General features: G+C 42.0%; 12 protein-coding genes and 1 pseudogene. 11 read left to right on the top strand and 2 right to left on the bottom strand.

Annotation, left to right across the window (positions count from 1 at the left end; all coding sequences use genetic code 11):
- Positions 1-22: 22 nt before the first annotated feature.
- The 9 genes and pseudogenes from FIV01_RS09435 to FIV01_RS09395 all read left to right on the top strand — a co-directional run bounded on the left by FIV01_RS09435 (position 23) and on the right by FIV01_RS09395 (position 8280).
- On the top strand, positions 23-769 hold the full coding sequence (locus FIV01_RS09435) for a hypothetical protein (RefSeq protein WP_216649449.1): 747 nt from the start codon (positions 23-25) through the stop codon (positions 767-769).
- A gap of 314 nt (positions 770-1083) precedes the next feature.
- A complete protein-coding gene (locus tag FIV01_RS09430; protein WP_152430777.1) occupies positions 1084-1728 on the top strand; it encodes a hypothetical protein in 645 nt (214 codons plus the stop codon).
- 145 nt (positions 1729-1873) lie between these two features.
- Complete coding sequence (locus tag FIV01_RS09425; protein WP_152430776.1) at positions 1874-2578, top strand: HNH endonuclease; 705 nt, start codon at positions 1874-1876, stop codon at positions 2576-2578.
- Positions 2579-3327: 749 nt separating this feature from the next.
- On the top strand, positions 3328-4569 hold the full coding sequence (locus FIV01_RS09420; RefSeq protein ID WP_152430775.1) for an NRAMP family divalent metal transporter: 1242 nt from the start codon (positions 3328-3330) through the stop codon (positions 4567-4569).
- A 111-nt stretch (positions 4570-4680) separates the two neighbouring features.
- Positions 4681-4794, top strand: a pseudogene (locus FIV01_RS20740) (GNAT family N-acetyltransferase); the annotation flags it as partial.
- A gap of 379 nt (positions 4795-5173) precedes the next feature.
- Positions 5174-6517: an anthrax toxin-like adenylyl cyclase domain-containing protein gene (locus FIV01_RS09410; RefSeq protein ID WP_172971829.1), complete on the top strand. Its 1344-nt coding sequence runs from the start codon at positions 5174-5176 to the stop codon at positions 6515-6517.
- Positions 6518-6631: 114 nt separating this feature from the next.
- Positions 6632-6811, top strand: coding sequence for a hypothetical protein (locus FIV01_RS09405; protein WP_152430773.1), 180 nt, complete (start codon positions 6632-6634; stop codon positions 6809-6811).
- A gap of 24 nt (positions 6812-6835) precedes the next feature.
- Positions 6836-7504: a type 2 periplasmic-binding domain-containing protein gene (locus tag FIV01_RS09400; RefSeq protein ID WP_152430772.1), complete on the top strand. Its 669-nt coding sequence runs from the start codon at positions 6836-6838 to the stop codon at positions 7502-7504.
- Positions 7505-7584: 80 nt separating this feature from the next.
- A complete protein-coding gene (locus FIV01_RS09395; protein WP_172971828.1) occupies positions 7585-8280 on the top strand; it encodes a substrate-binding periplasmic protein in 696 nt (231 codons plus the stop codon).
- 32 nt (positions 8281-8312) lie between these two features.
- On the opposite strand, the gene FIV01_RS09390 is transcribed toward FIV01_RS09395, so the two are convergent.
- Positions 8313-9911 carry an ATP-binding cassette domain-containing protein gene (locus FIV01_RS09390; RefSeq protein ID WP_246210387.1) on the bottom strand — a complete coding sequence of 533 codons (1599 nt, stop codon included), beginning with the start codon at positions 9909-9911 and terminating at the stop codon, positions 8313-8315.
- Between the two features lie 354 nt (positions 9912-10265).
- Here FIV01_RS09390 and FIV01_RS09385 point away from each other — a divergent pair, with 354 nt between their 5' ends.
- Together FIV01_RS09385 and FIV01_RS09380 are read left to right on the top strand one after the other, a co-directional pair.
- Positions 10266-12482 carry a putative bifunctional diguanylate cyclase/phosphodiesterase gene (locus FIV01_RS09385; RefSeq protein WP_152430769.1) on the top strand — a complete coding sequence of 739 codons (2217 nt, stop codon included), beginning with the start codon at positions 10266-10268 and terminating at the stop codon, positions 12480-12482.
- A 15-nt stretch (positions 12483-12497) separates the two neighbouring features.
- Positions 12498-14693: a sensor histidine kinase gene (locus FIV01_RS09380; RefSeq protein WP_246210385.1), complete on the top strand. Its 2196-nt coding sequence runs from the start codon at positions 12498-12500 to the stop codon at positions 14691-14693.
- Between the two features lie 46 nt (positions 14694-14739).
- Here FIV01_RS09380 and FIV01_RS09375 read toward each other — a convergent pair whose 3' ends face one another.
- On the bottom strand, positions 14740-16380 hold the full coding sequence (locus FIV01_RS09375; protein WP_152430768.1) for an alanine/glycine:cation symporter family protein: 1641 nt from the start codon (positions 16378-16380) through the stop codon (positions 14740-14742).
- Between the last annotated feature and the right edge of the window lie 99 nt (positions 16381-16479).

The following is a 16479-nucleotide window of genomic DNA, read 5'->3' as shown; positions in this document are numbered from 1 at the left end:
ATTCCTCCTAAGGATTGTGTCAATGAAATTAATTCTGCCTTGTATGACGTGTTTTCAAGAGCTAGGAAAGCCTACTTTTGAATTTGCAACATTAGAATTCAGAGATGACGGGCGTTATGAGGTTTGTTGTTCACGTGGACACAAATCAGTAACTATCCTCCAGCAGCAAAAATTCGAAGTTCTATTCGACATTGGTGCAAATGCGATAATCGATGGTTATTACCGCGAGGCAATATCGTCATTTACGTCAAGCATGGAGCGATTTTATGAGTTTTGTATTAAGGTATTCTGCGTAAAAAGAAAACTTGAAACTGATGTGTTTGTTAAAACATGGAAAGAAGTATCTAATCAATCCGAAAGGCAGCTTGGTGCTTATTTGTTTCTTTGGGCTAGTGAATTTGGAGAGGCGCCAGAGTTACTTTCAAGCAAAGATGCAGGGTTCAGGAATAGCGTCATCCATAAGGGCCGAATCCCAACTAGGGATGAAGCATTAGAATACGGCAATACAATATTAAACATCATTAGGCCGAAAATTGAACAGCTTAAACTTTCTTGTTCTGAAGAGATTTCTACAGTAACATTTGAGCATATTAGATCTTGTTCAAGACTTACCGATGGTCAGGTATCTGGAGGAACTATGTGTGCTAATACTATAGTCAGCCTCACATCTGGTGAAGAAAGTCACAATAAGCAATCGTTAGAAGAGGCCCTATCAAATGTCTCAAAATATCGCGAGATGGTATCCAACACTCAAAGCATAACCATTTAATGGTGCCTGTCCTTTTAATCCTCACTATGAAATGTCCAGAACCTTCATAGCCGTCACTTCGCAGCTCAGAAGTGCCCCAAAACTTCTCAGAACCTGCAAACGGAACACCTAAGCAGTACACCAATAGCCCAAGTTAATCTAATCCGTACTTTGATCTCGTATTCGGAATTTTTCCGTAATTCGACCCCACAACATATGCCGATTCACATAACAGGTTGATACCAGTTGAGCTTCATAATTAATGGCAGCAACATAGACGGAATGCAAAGACGGAAAAAGTCCGTCTATAAAGCGTTATGTTTCTGGGAGTTACTGTGAAAGATAGGTACATAAAAATACTCGCGAATTTGGTTCTAATCGTTATTTTGATTGCACCAATACTAATCTACATATACCAGTTTGGCATTGGGGTTTGGAGCGAGCATTCTAGTTGGGCTGAAATGGGAAGTGCGTTTGGTGGTATCTACTCACCGATTATTGCGTTTCTTGCTTTCTCAGTATTGATGTATCAAGTCAAATCACAACGATCGCTGGATGAGCACCACTATGACCAAACCTATATACAGGACAACAAGAAGGATTTTGATTTCTATTTGAGTGAGCTAGACAGGCAGTTAGATGTGCCTATAAATGATAGTCTTACGGTCAGGGATGTTCTCCATAGCGCAACAGATAACTATGATAAGCAAGGTCTACTTGGTGGAGACGTGCAGGAGCGTCTGATGCTTATTAGCAATCAACACCCCAAGTTGATATCAATTTGGGCGGCTATGAATCCACTACTAGTTGGGTTAAGCGTTCACGATAGGTTTCCCTACAAGCACAATTTTAAAGGCTGTTTGCTCAAAGCTTCAAGCATCCTATCTCTGCGAACTTGTACTGCATTGGATAAGATGCAGTATTCTACATCTAGTGGCAAATACCCTAGTAAAATGTACTTTTGGGAAGCCGAAACATAACAAATTACTTAACAGGGACTTCTAACGCTTTGCGACTTCAATACAAATTGGTTTCAGCGTTTAGGACACAAATTTTAAGTTGGGTGGTATAGCGTTATCGCCCGTTAGCAAAGCGTTATATGCTTTATTTGATTAGGTAGTTCAAATGAGTCGAAAGAAATTTATGGAGTCTGTGGGGGCAACCTGCAGAAACTGGAATTGGAGTTGGTCATTCGTTAATCACGATGAAAAATTCGTGGTTTTTGGTCATTGGGATGTACACAAAGACGGATTAATCTTTGATGAGAGCTGGAAAGGTGCGGGTAGGAAGCAATCACTGGAGCATGTATCTCTGATTCAGAATCATGGATATAGTTTAAAGACGTTCCCGATGCAATACGATGAAACTGATACTGGCAGAGCCAAAATTAAAAGTTTCGATTGGATCCTTGAGGACAAGCACTTAGCTGGAGTTGGTGGGCTTTGGTACGCCTTAAGTCCCTCTGAACATGAAGATGTTACTGCAATAGAAGAGGTTGTGAATCCAGACACTTATACTGAGGGCGCAACGAAGAAAATCTCAGTGAATGCTTATGAACGTAACCCCGATGCCAGAGCTAAGTGTATATCTCACTATGGCTGCAAATGTTATGTTTGCAACTTTGATTTTCAAAATGTTTACGGTGACATCGGCAAGGGCTTTATACACGTGCATCATGAAGTCTCACTTGCTGAGATAAAGCAAGAGTATGAAGTTGATCCAGTTAAAGACTTAAAGCCACTATGCCCTAATTGCCATGGAATATTACATAGAACACACCCTCCAATATCAGTCGATGCTTTAATTGCTTTGCTAGGTACCAAGGTTTAAGACACATACAACAAAGCAATCAAGGTGACCCATTACACTCGGCGGTTTTGGTATGAGGTTCGGTGTTCTTTGTTGGTTTTGCATCGGGCACCTTATTGCAGGCGTTATTACTTTTCCATACGTGGACTAATCAGTTATATTCTAATTTAGTAATATAACTGACTCAGTTTTGTCCAAAAGCTACGTATGAATGTTTTTCAGACGTGTAAAATCAGTTGCTCTACGTTGCTTATGGGGTCTGCATTTTAGTCTTGAAATATGTAAGTAGTTTTCTTTTACAATAATCCTTACGATTAAATGGAAGCGCAGAATAGAACATTTTCTACTTTTAAGTTAGGGCAGCTTATGCTTTCAACGACACCATTCCTTGCCGCCTGTATTAACGCTTTCCTCCGCCATTACCTTTTTAACTTCCTTATGTGACTTGTTTTTGGAGTTAAAAATTATTTATATTCGCCATACCCCTTTCTATCTTCGTCAGCGAGACCAAGCAAGTACTACCTAGTTTATTGCGCAATATAGCCAATAAGTGACACTGAAAGTGATTCCCTGCTATCAGTTTGACCTATTTACCCCCAAGCAATGCCAGAGATTTTCAATGTGAGATATACCCTTACACCACAAATGGATAGGATGAAGTGTCGATTATCTGGTGAAGTCATTGAATGCCAAAGCGTAACTTGATCTTAGAAGGGATCGCTCTTGGAGCTATCCAGATCTCTGCAGAGGAATAATTACAGGAGTAGTACATGTCTATAGATAAAGTGAAACAGCAACCGGTGAATGACTCGATCTTAAAGCCGTCAACGAAAGGGGGCTTTAACTGGTCATTGATTTTGGGCGCTGCTTTTTTGATGGCAACTTCTGCCGTTGGTCCTGGATTCCTTACTCAAACCACCGTCTTTACTCAAACACTTGGCGCTAGTTTTGCTTTTGTTATTTTGGTGTCGATCTTTCTTGATATCGGCGCTCAACTGAACATATGGCGGGTCATTGTGGTCTCGAAAAAGCGCGCTCAAGACATTGCAAATGATCTGTTACCAGGTTTAGGTTTTGTCATTGCTGGTACTGTTGCCTTGGGGGGACTGGCATTTAATATCGGTAACTTAGGCGGTGCAGGTATGGGAATGAACGTCTTATTTCCGAATATCACGCCAGTAGCAGGGGCAGCGATTAGTGCAGTGATTGCGATCAGTCTCTTTTTATTAAAAGATGCTTCGAAAGAGATGGACCGATTTACCATAGTGATGGGCGCTTCACTGATGGTAATGACGTTATACGTTTTGCTCTCGACCTCGCCCCCTGTCAGTGAGGCGCTGTATCGTTCTGTTTGGCCAGAGAAGCTCAATGTGTTGGCTATTGTTACTTTGGTTGGTGGTACTGTTGGTGGTTACATCACATTTACAGGCGCACACCGATTGATCGATGCTGGCGTGACAGGGCAAGAAGCCTTGCCACAGGTTAACAGCGGCTCAATCTCTGCAATAAGCTTGGCATCTGTCGTTAGGGTGATATTGTTTCTTGCTGCACTTGGGGTCATAAGTACAGGTGTGACGCTTGATCCTGAAAACCCCACAGCATCAATGTTTCAGCATGCGGCAGGCAACATCGGCTACAAGTTGTTTGGTTTAGTGCTTTGGACTGCTGCTATAACCTCAGTGATTGGGGCAGCATATACCTCTGTATCATTTTTGAAAACCCTTCACCCTTTTATTGCTCGCAATACTCGAGGTTTCATTATTGGCTTTATATTAGCGTCGAGCCTTATTTTTTGCTTTATTGGTAAGCCAGTGACTCTATTGATTGTAGCGGGTGCGTTGAATGGTTTTATTCTTCCTGCCACATTAAGCATTATGCTGATTGCTGCCCGTAAATCGGCTATTGTCGGAGACTATAAACACCCAGTCTGGATGTCGATGTTTGGTTGGTTAATTACCATAATGATGGCAGCAATGAGTCTGTATACCTTGTTTATCATGACCTTTGGCTAAGTCTAATCACTGTGAGTAAAAGCATCATAGGCCTTAATGTAGGATATTAAATTAACCGCGATAGAACAGTATCTTATAGATAGTGTATGTATTTTCGGGTAACTTTATAAAGATAATGTTAGTTATCAACATGAGGGGGTGATGCGGCAATCAGGCTTTCGCAATGGTGAGTTTGTCGATAAAGTACTAATGTCAGTTCTATCTACAGAGTGGAAAGGCATATAAAAGGTTTTAAAGTCTCAGCATTAATAAGCTAAATTACTCCTTGTTTAAAGGAGTAATTTTTATTTCGGGGAAACTTGTTAACCAAAACAACAATGGTCAAGAGAGGCAAGTTTAGAAAGTGCGTTTGGTGAATAAACTCAAGCAGGAGAGGCGGCTTAGTTTGGCTTAAATAGGAGACATCAGACAAATTTATAAAGACTACAATACTGGATATGGTTTGTATTTTTATTCATTTTGCTTATAAACTCTTCAATAAAAATCAAATAATATTAATAAATATTATACTTATTTAATTTTCTTTGGATATATTATTGACTGTTTAACTATTTATGTTTATTAAATATCATCAACATGAATGTTACAGCAGGAATCACTAAGTTTGCCAATATCAATTCCCTCTATTGACCTACCGGATAGTGTTACGCATATACCGAGTGACGACTTAAAAGAATTTCCGCAATTTGAGGTTAAGACTGTACGCAATGTGACTGACACGCTGCCTTCATGTCATCCCCCTATGGAAAAGCCAAGCAGAGAACAATCTAAACCTCTCATCAAGGCTGATGGTTCTCTCAAATCAAGTAAGACGAGTGCAGACTTTTTAGTCGATTTGGTAAATAAGCTAGCAAGTAAAACAGGCATGATTAAAAGGCATTTGATCCCAATCCAAACAGTGGCTAGAAAGACTCAACAGATCATCGCTTTTCGTCCCGTAGATCGTATGTCAACGGGGCTTATTGAAGAAGGCTATCCAACCAAAGGGTTTGCAATTAAAGGTAAATCTTCCAATCATGGTCCTCAAGCAGGGCTTATCTGTGTTGAGCAGAGGTTGAGTAAACTGCATGTTACTCTGCGAGATGACGATGATGTGCGTCAAAATCAGATAACCATATACAATGAGAATGTACAGGAGTGTATAAAAAGCGGCGATGCCATTTCTGTGAACTTGACTCTTTCTCAAAAACGTTTTGAGTGGTTGGAAAATAATGGGGTGTTCAGTGTTGAACAAGATCATAAGCAAAGTGGTGTGCTAAAACTACTTTCTGAGGGTCTTGAATACAGAGCAGAAAAAAAGGGTGATCATTTTGAGATCTCATACGAAGGAGAGCCTCTTAAAGTTCTTGCTGATCCTGTCTCTGGATTACCCCTAACCGCTGATTATGACCTCATGTTTATTGCGCCAAAAGTGGAAGATCTTGATCTGGCGATAGAAGACAATTTACCAGTCAAACGGGTGCACTTTTCTGATGTATCCACCATGTATAAAGCTAGGTTTAAAGAAAAAGAGGGAGAAGACTTTACTCCTAAACAGTTTTTTGCCAAACAGAGCGAAATCAAAGGTAGCTTTGGTCAAGCTATAGGTAATGCCACGCCAAGGATTGCCAAAATGATCGATATGCTCAATGCGGCAACCGTTGGTAAGAAGGGTAATCCCGTTGTTCATCACAGCACAGATTCAGCAAATCCCTACACAGATACGGCGTCTAATTATCCACTCACTGTATTCATGCCGGAGGGATTTTCACATTACAATCCTATCCATATAATAAAAAGTGCCGATGAGTTTGCTAAGTTCGTCAAACAAGCAAAAACTCATGATTTTTCAGTGCCTAACAATCCAAAATGGGAGCGTAAAGTTTCTCAAGCGAGAAGTGAAAACTTCGAACAGGCTGCGCGAACTATTAGTCAACTTATGCAAATACGAAAGGCTAGCCTTGGCTGATGCTTTATAGTGGTCAAATGAGCCAAAAGCTAAGCCGATACTATGTAACCCTGGCGACTTTCGTTTCTGTACAAGCTATATTGATATAAAGGTTTATATTATGTGGGAAACAAAATGGGAACAAGGATTCTGGGCTTACTGTTCTGCGTCATTGTTACGCCTAACTATGTGTTTGCCAAAGCCAGTGATTCGATTAAAGTTGCCATTGGTGACATTTACAAAGGGTCTGCGCTAGAAGACAACCTTAAAGCGGATGGTGCGATCTTTTTGTTAACTCACACTATAGTTTTATAAAGAGAAAGTTTTCTGGTGGAGACAATGAAAACATGGTTCCTGAGAATACTGTGTATCCTGCTATTGTTTGCAAATTCAGTATCGGCAAACACAGATAATTCAGTCAAAGTGGCGATGGGAGAAGTATACAAAGGCTTAACACTAGAGCGGGACTTGAAAATTATTTATAAAGCTGCAGATATTGACGTCGAGTTTATATATTTACCCAATGAGAGAGCAATTCAAGCTGCGGTATCAGGTCAATATGATGCGCTTGACCTTCGTGTAGATACACTGGATGAAGAAGAAACGCTGATCCGAATCGATGTTCCTGGATTTGTAATGAATGTCTATTTACTCTCCATCAATGATGATTTTTATCAAGGCGTGGATGAAGTCAAAGATAAAACACTGGTTTCAACACTAGGAAACCGTTATTCAGATATTGTAAAAGTTTACAAGAAACGTCACTTGGTCAAATCTGAAAAGCAAGCGGCTTTAATGCTGACCACGGGAAGGGCTGATTTATGGCTAGCAACTTACAGTGCCTATCTAAAAGCAAAAAAAGAATTTCCAACAATCAAGATTGCGAGTCCTTCAGTATACAGAAAATACTTATATCATTATGTTCATGTGTCAAAGTCGCATCTTGTCGAGCCGCTTGAAGAATCCTTTAAAGCATTTAATCGGTCTAAATCGGTTGACGAAGATTAATCGAATACTAAAGCTTTTGATATGAGCAGAATTTGGCCGGTAGCTATACTTGCTATTATCAGTTTTGACCTATGGATGTAATGATGAAAGTCTTAGTTGTTTTATTTGTCATTAATGTGTTGTTTCCAATAAATAATGCCCTAGCTCAAGATATAGAGGTTATCAATATTGCGATTGGAGAGAGCTATAAAGGGGAGAATAAAACGACAAAGTATGGCATGACGGTGGAAGGGGTCATTACTTCTGTGTACCAGGGGGCGGGCATTCCCTACACAGTGACTTACCTACCTGACGAACGAGCAATTCAATCGATAATAACGGGTCAATATGATGCTTTGGACTTACGAATTGGTCAGTTAGATAAAGAAGCAGGCTTGATTAAAGTTAATGTTCCGTTAGAGCAAATCAAAGTACACTTATTTGCCAAAGATGGGAGTTATTACCAAACACTAGATGATGCCAAAGATAAGACAATCGTGACTATGCATGGCACCAGGTATATTGAAGTCCTCAAGGATTATAGACGTTTACATAAGGTATATTCTGTTGACCAAGCCGCTCTTATGCTCATGGCAGGTAGAGCTGACGTTTGGCTAGCTCCTTTGCAAAGTTATGCGCTTCTTGCACAGCAATATCCTGACATCAAAATTGCTAGCCCTCCGGTAGATACAGAAGATTTATATCATTATATTCGTTTGAACAAATCACACCTCTTGCAGCCACTAGAAGACTCGGCACGAGAATTTGTGCGCCTTCACTCAGAGCAAGCTGAGTAAAGGCAGAAGCTGATTATCGGCTTTCCAACTGTTCAATATCTCTCTAGACCGAGACTGCTATCTGTCATGACGTAGCTTTGTGTAATGCCACAGTCATGGGCGAAGCTGTCATCGTGGGTCACCAACACAAAGCCAGTTGTGTAACTTTTTAGAGCGCTGGCCAACTCAGTTTTTGAGTCTAAATCCAAATGATTATCTGGCTCATCCAATAATAAAACCGGTTGGTTGGTTTGATGACTAACGATTAACATGGCAAGTTTGATGGTTTCACCTCCGCTTAATACAGATGCAGGTTTAAACACATTGTCGCCTCGAAAACCGATACCTGCTAGCAATGTTCTCATTTCACTAGTAGGAACATTTTGTACATGTGAGCAGAAGTTATCTAAAGCTGATAGCGTTGGATCAATGATGGCTAAGTTCTGGTCCAAGTAGCAAAAGTGCCCCTTAGTGTAAATATCACCCTCTCGCAGAGGTAGTTCGCCTAGTAATGTCTTTAACAGAGTGGATTTACCGCATCCATTTGGGCCTTGTATATGTACTTTTTCACCATAGAAAAGCTGCAAGTTTAAACGAATATTATTGCCAAATTTGAGCTTACCATTTAGATAAGAATGACGAGCCGTTGTCGTGTTGCTGTTATCTTGGATATTGAACCTTTGGCTTTTCCACTTATCTTGTTTTGCTGTGAGTAGCTGCTCTTGTTGGCATAGTCGTGCCCTTCTGGTGTGTGCTAACTTGCTTCGATTCGATGCACTATTTTCAGCACTTTCTTTCATGCCATTGAGTAACATTTTGGCTTGGCTACCACTTTTACGTAGCTTGTTACCCTTGGTTGCGCGTTGCTGTGCTTTTTCGAGGTTACGTTGAGTCTGAATATCAAGATGTTTCTTTTCTTTTTTGATATTGACTAACTGTCTTTCAATAGCGAGTTGTTTGCTCTGTTTTTTGGCAGTATAAAACTGGTAATTACCACCGTATATTTCTAACCCTGTACTTGAAAGCTCCCATATCTCATCGACGGTATTGAGTAGTTTTCTATCATGGCTAATGAGCAATATGGCGCCTGAAAACTTGTCCATTGTGTTGATAAGCCATTGCTTAGAAACACTGTCCATATGGTTTGATGGTTCATCGAGAATAAGTAAATCACTTTGTTGCTTGAACAGTTTCCAAAGCGCCAGACGTGCAAATTGTCCGCCGCTAAGCTGACGGCAAGAAAATAAAAGATCATGTGGTATTCTCAGGTTAATCAGTTCTTTCTCAAGGAGAGATTCCACATCCCAGTCTTGGCCAATCAAATCAAACCACTCTTGTGAGCAGTTACCCATTCGAATATGGTCGAGTGCTTCCAATACATGATGCATATTGAGGTACTCGGCGATAGAAACATCATCCTTTGGAAAAACGGATGATTGCTGGTGGAAAATAGCTGTGTTCGATGGCGCCACGAGGTCGCCACTTGAAGGAGCGACTCCTCCAGATATGATAGAAGCGAGGATTGACTTTCCTATTCCATTGCGTCCAACGAGGCCCACTCGTTGCTTGTCCATGGTACATGAAAGGTTCTTAAATAGGTTATCGCCATTAGCGAATGAATAACTGAGATTATGAGTGTGAAAAATGGTCAAAATTTGCCTCCTGTAAACAGGAAAAGCAGGCATCAAACACAGGTTAGAGAGTTATAAACCGCAACCTATCTCGCTACTAAACGTCAGTTTTGTAGCCAAAGCACACGATAAAAAATGAGAATGCATAGGTGAACGACGCCTACTAATTCCTGTAGATCCAATAAGTAAGGTGAAATGGATAACAGGCTTAGTTGTTCATTGGCGTGGTTCTCTCTTGGAATGATGGCGCAATTGTAGTCATCTAATTAACCTAAGGTCAATAGCAGCCGTCTTACTTTGTCGACTTTGTTAGGCAACAGCCTCGAACTACGACTAAACTCATAGTTCAGATCACTGCAATTATATGAGGGAGCGATGAGTAAGCAATGCAATGATTCTGATGAGTTAATGCCTATTATCGAGGATGTGTCTGAGCAAGACTCGGACGTGACACAGGCTCGTTACTGGCAGGTGCTGATCGTAGATGATGATGAAGAAGTGCATCACGCGACAGAATTGGCCTTGAAAGATCTGATCGTTGAAGATCGTCCTCTTAACCTCCTTCATGCTTATTCTGCCCAACAAGCCAAGGCTGTCCTAATTGCTGAAGATAATATTAGCGTTATTTTACTTGATGTGGTGATGGAAACCGAGTTAGCTGGATTAGAGCTGGTTGAAGTGATACGTGAAGAACTCAATATGCATGCTTTACGTATTATATTACGTACAGGCCAGCCGGGTTATGCTCCTGAAATGGAAACAATCCAACGCTATGACATCAATGATTATCGCACGAAACCAGAGCTTACTCGTATTCGGCTGTTTACTATCTTAACCAGTGCCATTCGAGCCTATAATCAAATTCGCAGCCAGCAACTCATGCGTCAAGGGTTAGAAAAAGTGGTTAAGGCGAGTACGGAACTCGCTCATTTCTACGGAATGCAAATGTTTGCTGAAGGAGCCGTTAAGCAAATTAGTGCGATCATGCAAATAGAGCCTGACGGTTTGATTTGCGCACAAGAAAGTCAAGGTGAGAAGTCGGCAGGTCCGGTGATTATCGCCGCCTCGGGGCGATACAGTAGCTTGGTGCAAACCTCTTTGGAAACGCTTGATTCTGAGCCGATTAGAAGCTCCATCATGCAATGTTTAGACAGTAAACAAAGTTTGTTGGAGCAAGGGCTAACTTTGTATTTTTCTACCGAACGTGGCCGAGGGATGGCGGCTTATGTGGACGTTAGTCGACCATTAGAAAGCATAGATAAACATTTACTTGAAGTCTTTTGTGCGAATTTGTCCATTGGGTTCGATAATGTCATTTTGTATAATCGTTTGGAAGAGCAAGCCTTTAAAGACCCCCTTCTTGATATTGCAAATCTCAACAGTTTACGTAGGTACCGCTACACCGCGATTTCAGGTAATGACTACGCTAGGCTTGCATTGATTGACATCGACGACTTTTCTTCCTTTAACGATAGCTTCGGCCACTCGGCCGGTGATGGTTTATTAGTTACAGTCTCTTCTCGTTTACAAAAATATTTCCCACATTGCTTCTTGGCTCGAGTTGGCAGCGATGTGTTTGCATTGCTTGGCTCTCAGCAGGATATAGTAACTGACCACATCCTTTCTTTGTTTGATTCAAGCTTTGTGGTGGATGAACAGCCTTTCAAGATCACTGCAAGTGTTGGTTTTGTTGATCTTAAGGATCAGGAATTTGATTCATCTGCGCATTACAAAGACGCTCAAGTGGCTTTAAAGCAAGCTAAGTTATATTGCCGAGGTGGGGCGGTAAGCTTTTCTGCTGACATGGGACAAGATGCGCGCGATCGAATGCATTTACTCGCAGAGCTCAAGCAAGCGCTCAATGACAATGCTTTGTTTATGACGTTCCAGCCCAAGTTTAAGTTGTCTACCATGGAGCTTTCAGGTGTAGAGGCTCTATTACGTTGGCGCAATAAAGCGGGCGTACTGGTTCCTCCTGATCAATTCATCCCTCTAGCTGAGCAATCAGGGTTAATGGTTAGTATTGGGACATTTGTTATTGAACACTGTTGTATGCAGTTTCAGATGTTAAAGCAGGCGGGTTACACAAAATTAACCATGGCGATTAATGTGTCACCGACTCAGCTAGAAGGCCCTGGTTTTGTACAACAACTGCGTAAGGCAATGAAACAATACAACATAGCTCCCGAGACACTAGAGCTAGAAGTGACGGAAACGGTGGCTGCCAAGAATATTTCTGAATTATGTAAAGTGTTAGACAAAGTCCGCCAATTGGGATGCAAAATAGCCATAGACGATTTTGGTACAGGCTTTTCCTCATTGAGCGTACTGCACACCTTGCCAGCGACGCGATTAAAAATAGACCGCGCTTTCGTTGATCCCATGCTACAAGATGACAGCATTGCGAAAATGATCGTCAATTTGGGCCAAACTTTAGGTATGGAATTAACCGCTGAGGGAATAGAAACAGAAGAGCAGCTTGAGAAGTTAAAGGAATTTGGCTGTGAGGAAGGACAAGGGTGGCTATTTGCCAAAGCAATGATATTGGAGGATTTGCTTAATTTTTCTCATAAGCGCACTAAGAATAAATAACCATTGGACTCCAAGATGAAGGACTTTAACCAGAATAGGGATCAAATGAGTGCCGATGCACTGATTAGTCGTCACAAGTTTATGTTTTATGGTGTGCTGTTACTCATTGTTCTCCTTACTCTAGGAGGTTCATTTTATTTGAGTAAAGAGGTGCGTGTTCAGGAAGTTAATAAGCTGGAACATAAAGCGCTTGAAGTGTTAATTGCCTTAAATAAAACCTTATCTGTGTCGTTCGATCATGTAGACAAGATGCGAAATGCCGTCGAAGGAGCGTACCGGTATCCAGAATTGAGTCCCAGTCAGTCAGCCCTCACCTTTCTTGAAAAGAACACAATCGGGTCGGTAAAAAACGCCCCATGGGAAAATTTACCCGAAGAGGTAAGGCAAGAACTGGGGCAACTTTATGTAAGGTCAAATATTGGTGATTATTCGTTTGATCTACGCACTATTTTAATGGCGGTGCCCGAAATTGTTTCCACTCATTCTCAACACAAGGATTTCCAGTGGAGCTATTACTATGATGATGAGCAAGCTCTTACTTATCTCTACCCGTGGCTGAGCTACAAGGATCTGCTCGTTGCGACCAATACCGACGATATGGATAAAGCGATAGACGTCATTTATCAAGCTGGTGGCACTTACCCTCTTGAGTTGGTCGGTCCCAGCAATAACTCTGAGAAAAAGAATGTTTGGACCACGCCCTATTTGGATGCGGGGGGGAAGGGGATGATGGTCTCATTATTGGCCCCTGTCTACAATAAGGAGCGGTTTGTTGGAGCCGTTGGCACAGATATTACGTTAAAAGTGCTCGATTACATATTGACTGAGCAGCCAATAGACGTTGCTCGCTTAACCATCATCGATAAACAAGGTTTGGTGGTTGCTGATAGTGAGGGTGCACTTCTTAGTGCTAAGCAAGTGGTGAAGCAGGAAGGAGTACTCACCTTGGTTGCCATCGGCGCTGCTCACAAAGCCGAACACGGTGTGCTCAATCAGACCGAAAACGGTTATTGGAGCGCTTACGATCTGCCCAATACGCCCTGGAAGCTGGTTCTCGAAATCACGGAAGAAAAATTAAGCGATCATATTTTAGCGATTGTTATGCCACATATTTTTATGGCGATGATGTTTACGCTGCTCTTATTGATTGTGGTTTTATATCAGCACTGGCATTTCAGCCAACCCGCTATGCGCTTAGCGCACTTTATTGAGGGGTTACCCGAAAATCGCGATCTATCTATTCCTAAGATTCCGCAGCGTTGGTATTACTGGTTTGAACATGCCGCCGCTACTGAGAAAGATCGTCGGGAATACCTTGAAAAAACTAACCAGCAAACCATAGAGCTCGAACACAGAGTCGATGAGCGTACACAAGAACTGCAACAAGCGCTTGAAGTGTTGAAAGCGACTCAAGAGGAGCTTGTACGGTCAGAAAAACTGTCGGGTCTTGGTTCATTAGTGGCAGGCATTGCCCATGAACTTAATACGCCGATAGGGAATGCCATTGTGGTAGCGAGCAGCTTAAAAGAGTTTAACAGTACTTTTATTGAGTCAACGAAAGAGGGGATTAGACGTTCAACTCTCGATGCTTATATTGATCAAAGCGCCCAATCGGCTGATAGCATTGAACGTAACTTAAGAAGGGCAGCAGAGTTGATTTCAAGCTTTAAACAAGTTGCTGTAGACCAGTCGAGTTACCAACGCCGCAAGTTCGAGCTGGATGAAGTTTTGCATGAATTAAGGGTAACTATGACGCCCAGTCTGTCACGTAGCCGAGTGGTGCTCACTGAAGAATGTTCACAAGCCATTCATATGGATAGTCACCCCGGGCCTCTTACACAAATCTTGATGAATTTACTGTCTAACGCTTTAGTCCATGCTTTTACTGGTCATGAGCATCGCACTATCGAGATCAAAGGGCAGCAAATTGAAGATAAAGCGATTATTACTGTAACCGACAATGGTCAAGGTATCGCACCTGAGCATATCGGCAAAGTCTTCGATCCATTTTTTACTACACGTTTAGGGCAAGGTGGCTCAGGACTAGGCTTGAATATTGTTTACAACTTAGTGATTGACTTGCTGGGCGGAGATATCAAGGTTACTAGTGAGCTAGGGCAAGGGTGCTGTTTTACATTGACCTTACCTTTAGTGGCTCCGGAGAATAAAACCTCTGAAGGCGCCGTTGAGTCTATGCGTGATGGAGGGTAGAGTCTTTAAAGAGCCTATTGTTGAATAGGCTCTTTGTCGTCTTAACTTAAGTTTGCTCTGACCTATATTGAGCGCGATTAGTTATGCGATACCAAAGTCTCTTATGGCTTGGTTGGTTATCTAGGCTGTCGCCCATAAGGCGATAGTTTACAATCTCTCCAAGCTTAATTCGGTTTAGGTAGTCTTCGACCTCGCGTTTAACCAGTGGAGCGAATAAGTACAGACCTAGGACGTTGGGCACTGCAATTAAAAATACCAAGGCATCGGAGAACTGAAGCACAGCATCTAGGTGAATCATGCTGCCCAGAGCGACAAAACTGCAGAACATAAGTTTAAATAATAGTTTTGAGTGACGCTTCTCACCGAATAGATAAGTCCATCCTTTCAATCCATAATATGACCATGCAATGGTGGTAGAAAAAGCAAACAGCAGAGCCGCAATGGCTAGTGGGTAAGGGGCCCAAGTAATATGATGGGCGAAGACTGCTGAAGTAAGTTCAATACCGACAAGTTCACCATGAATAAGACCGGTAGGATAAGCCGTAGAGATAACAACCAAGGCGCTGAGAGTACAAATAAACACGGTGTCAATCAGTGGTTCGAACAAAGAAACCAGACCTTCTGAAGCAGGTTCATCAGTTTGTACGGCAGAGTGGGCAATGGATGACGAACCTATTCCGGCTTCATTAGAGAACACTGCCCGCTGGAATCCAACTATAATGGCCCCTATCGCACCGCCCGTAGCACTTTCGAGACTAAAAGCGTGCGAGAATATAAGCGATACAGCATTGGGTAGATGCTCTGCACTCATGGTCAGGATCACGCAGGCAGAAACCACATAGAGAATCGCCATGATAGGAACAAGCTTGGCGGTAACCTTGGCAATGGAACTAATACCGCCAAGAATAACCAAAGCGACCAATACAGCCATAATCACGCCAAAGAGCCAGCCTTTATCAGCAAAAAAGCTTTGGCTTTCCCCAGTTACGACTAAAAGCTGAGCATAGGCTTGATTAGATTGGAACATATTGCCAATTCCCAAGCATCCAATAACCAGAGCGAGTGCATAAAAGCCGCCTAAACATTTACCCAATCTTGGGTAGTTGCGACTTTTTAAGTAGTGCTCAAGGTAATACATGGGACCACCGGAAATACTACCATCTGGATTCACTTTTCGATATTTAACACCCAAAGTGCATTCAACCAGCTTGGTCGACATGCTAAGAAAGCCAGCCATGATGAGCCAGAAGGTTGCACCTGGTCCACCTATGGTAATCGCAACAGCAACACCACCGATATTACCAATCCCGACAGTCCCTGATATCGCGGTAGCAACGGCTTGAAAGTGAGAAATTTCTCCGGTCGCTTTTGGATTGGTGTAGTCACCTCGAATTAAGCGAAATGCCGTCCCTAAACCGCGTAAATTAACAAAGTTTAAGTAAAAGGTGAAAAAAACAGCGGCCATGCTTAGCCATAAAACAATGATGGGCACGGAATAACCGAACAAGCTAATTTTGTAGAAAACAATCGAAGACAGTTGTTGTGCAATAGGAGAAATGAAGGAATTGACCTTCTGGTCGAAGTTAAGCGCTTGGTTTGGTTCTGTGGCGAAAGAGGGAAAAGATAAAGTGGATAGTATAAACCAAAGTAGTACCCGAAGGGGTGAATTAGGCGGATGTAGATGCATAGCATAAAGTCCTGCGTTATTAACAGCATAGGACTCATCATAGATAAAAGGTCGGATTACTCTTAGAGCCAGAAGTGTGTTAAAAATGGGGCCAATAAG

This window comes from Vibrio aquimaris (assembly GCF_009363415.1).
Classification (GTDB): domain Bacteria; phylum Pseudomonadota; class Gammaproteobacteria; order Enterobacterales; family Vibrionaceae; genus Vibrio; species Vibrio aquimaris.
The sequence above is the reverse complement of the archived record's forward strand: the minus strand, read 5'-3'. Positions and strand labels throughout refer to the sequence as shown.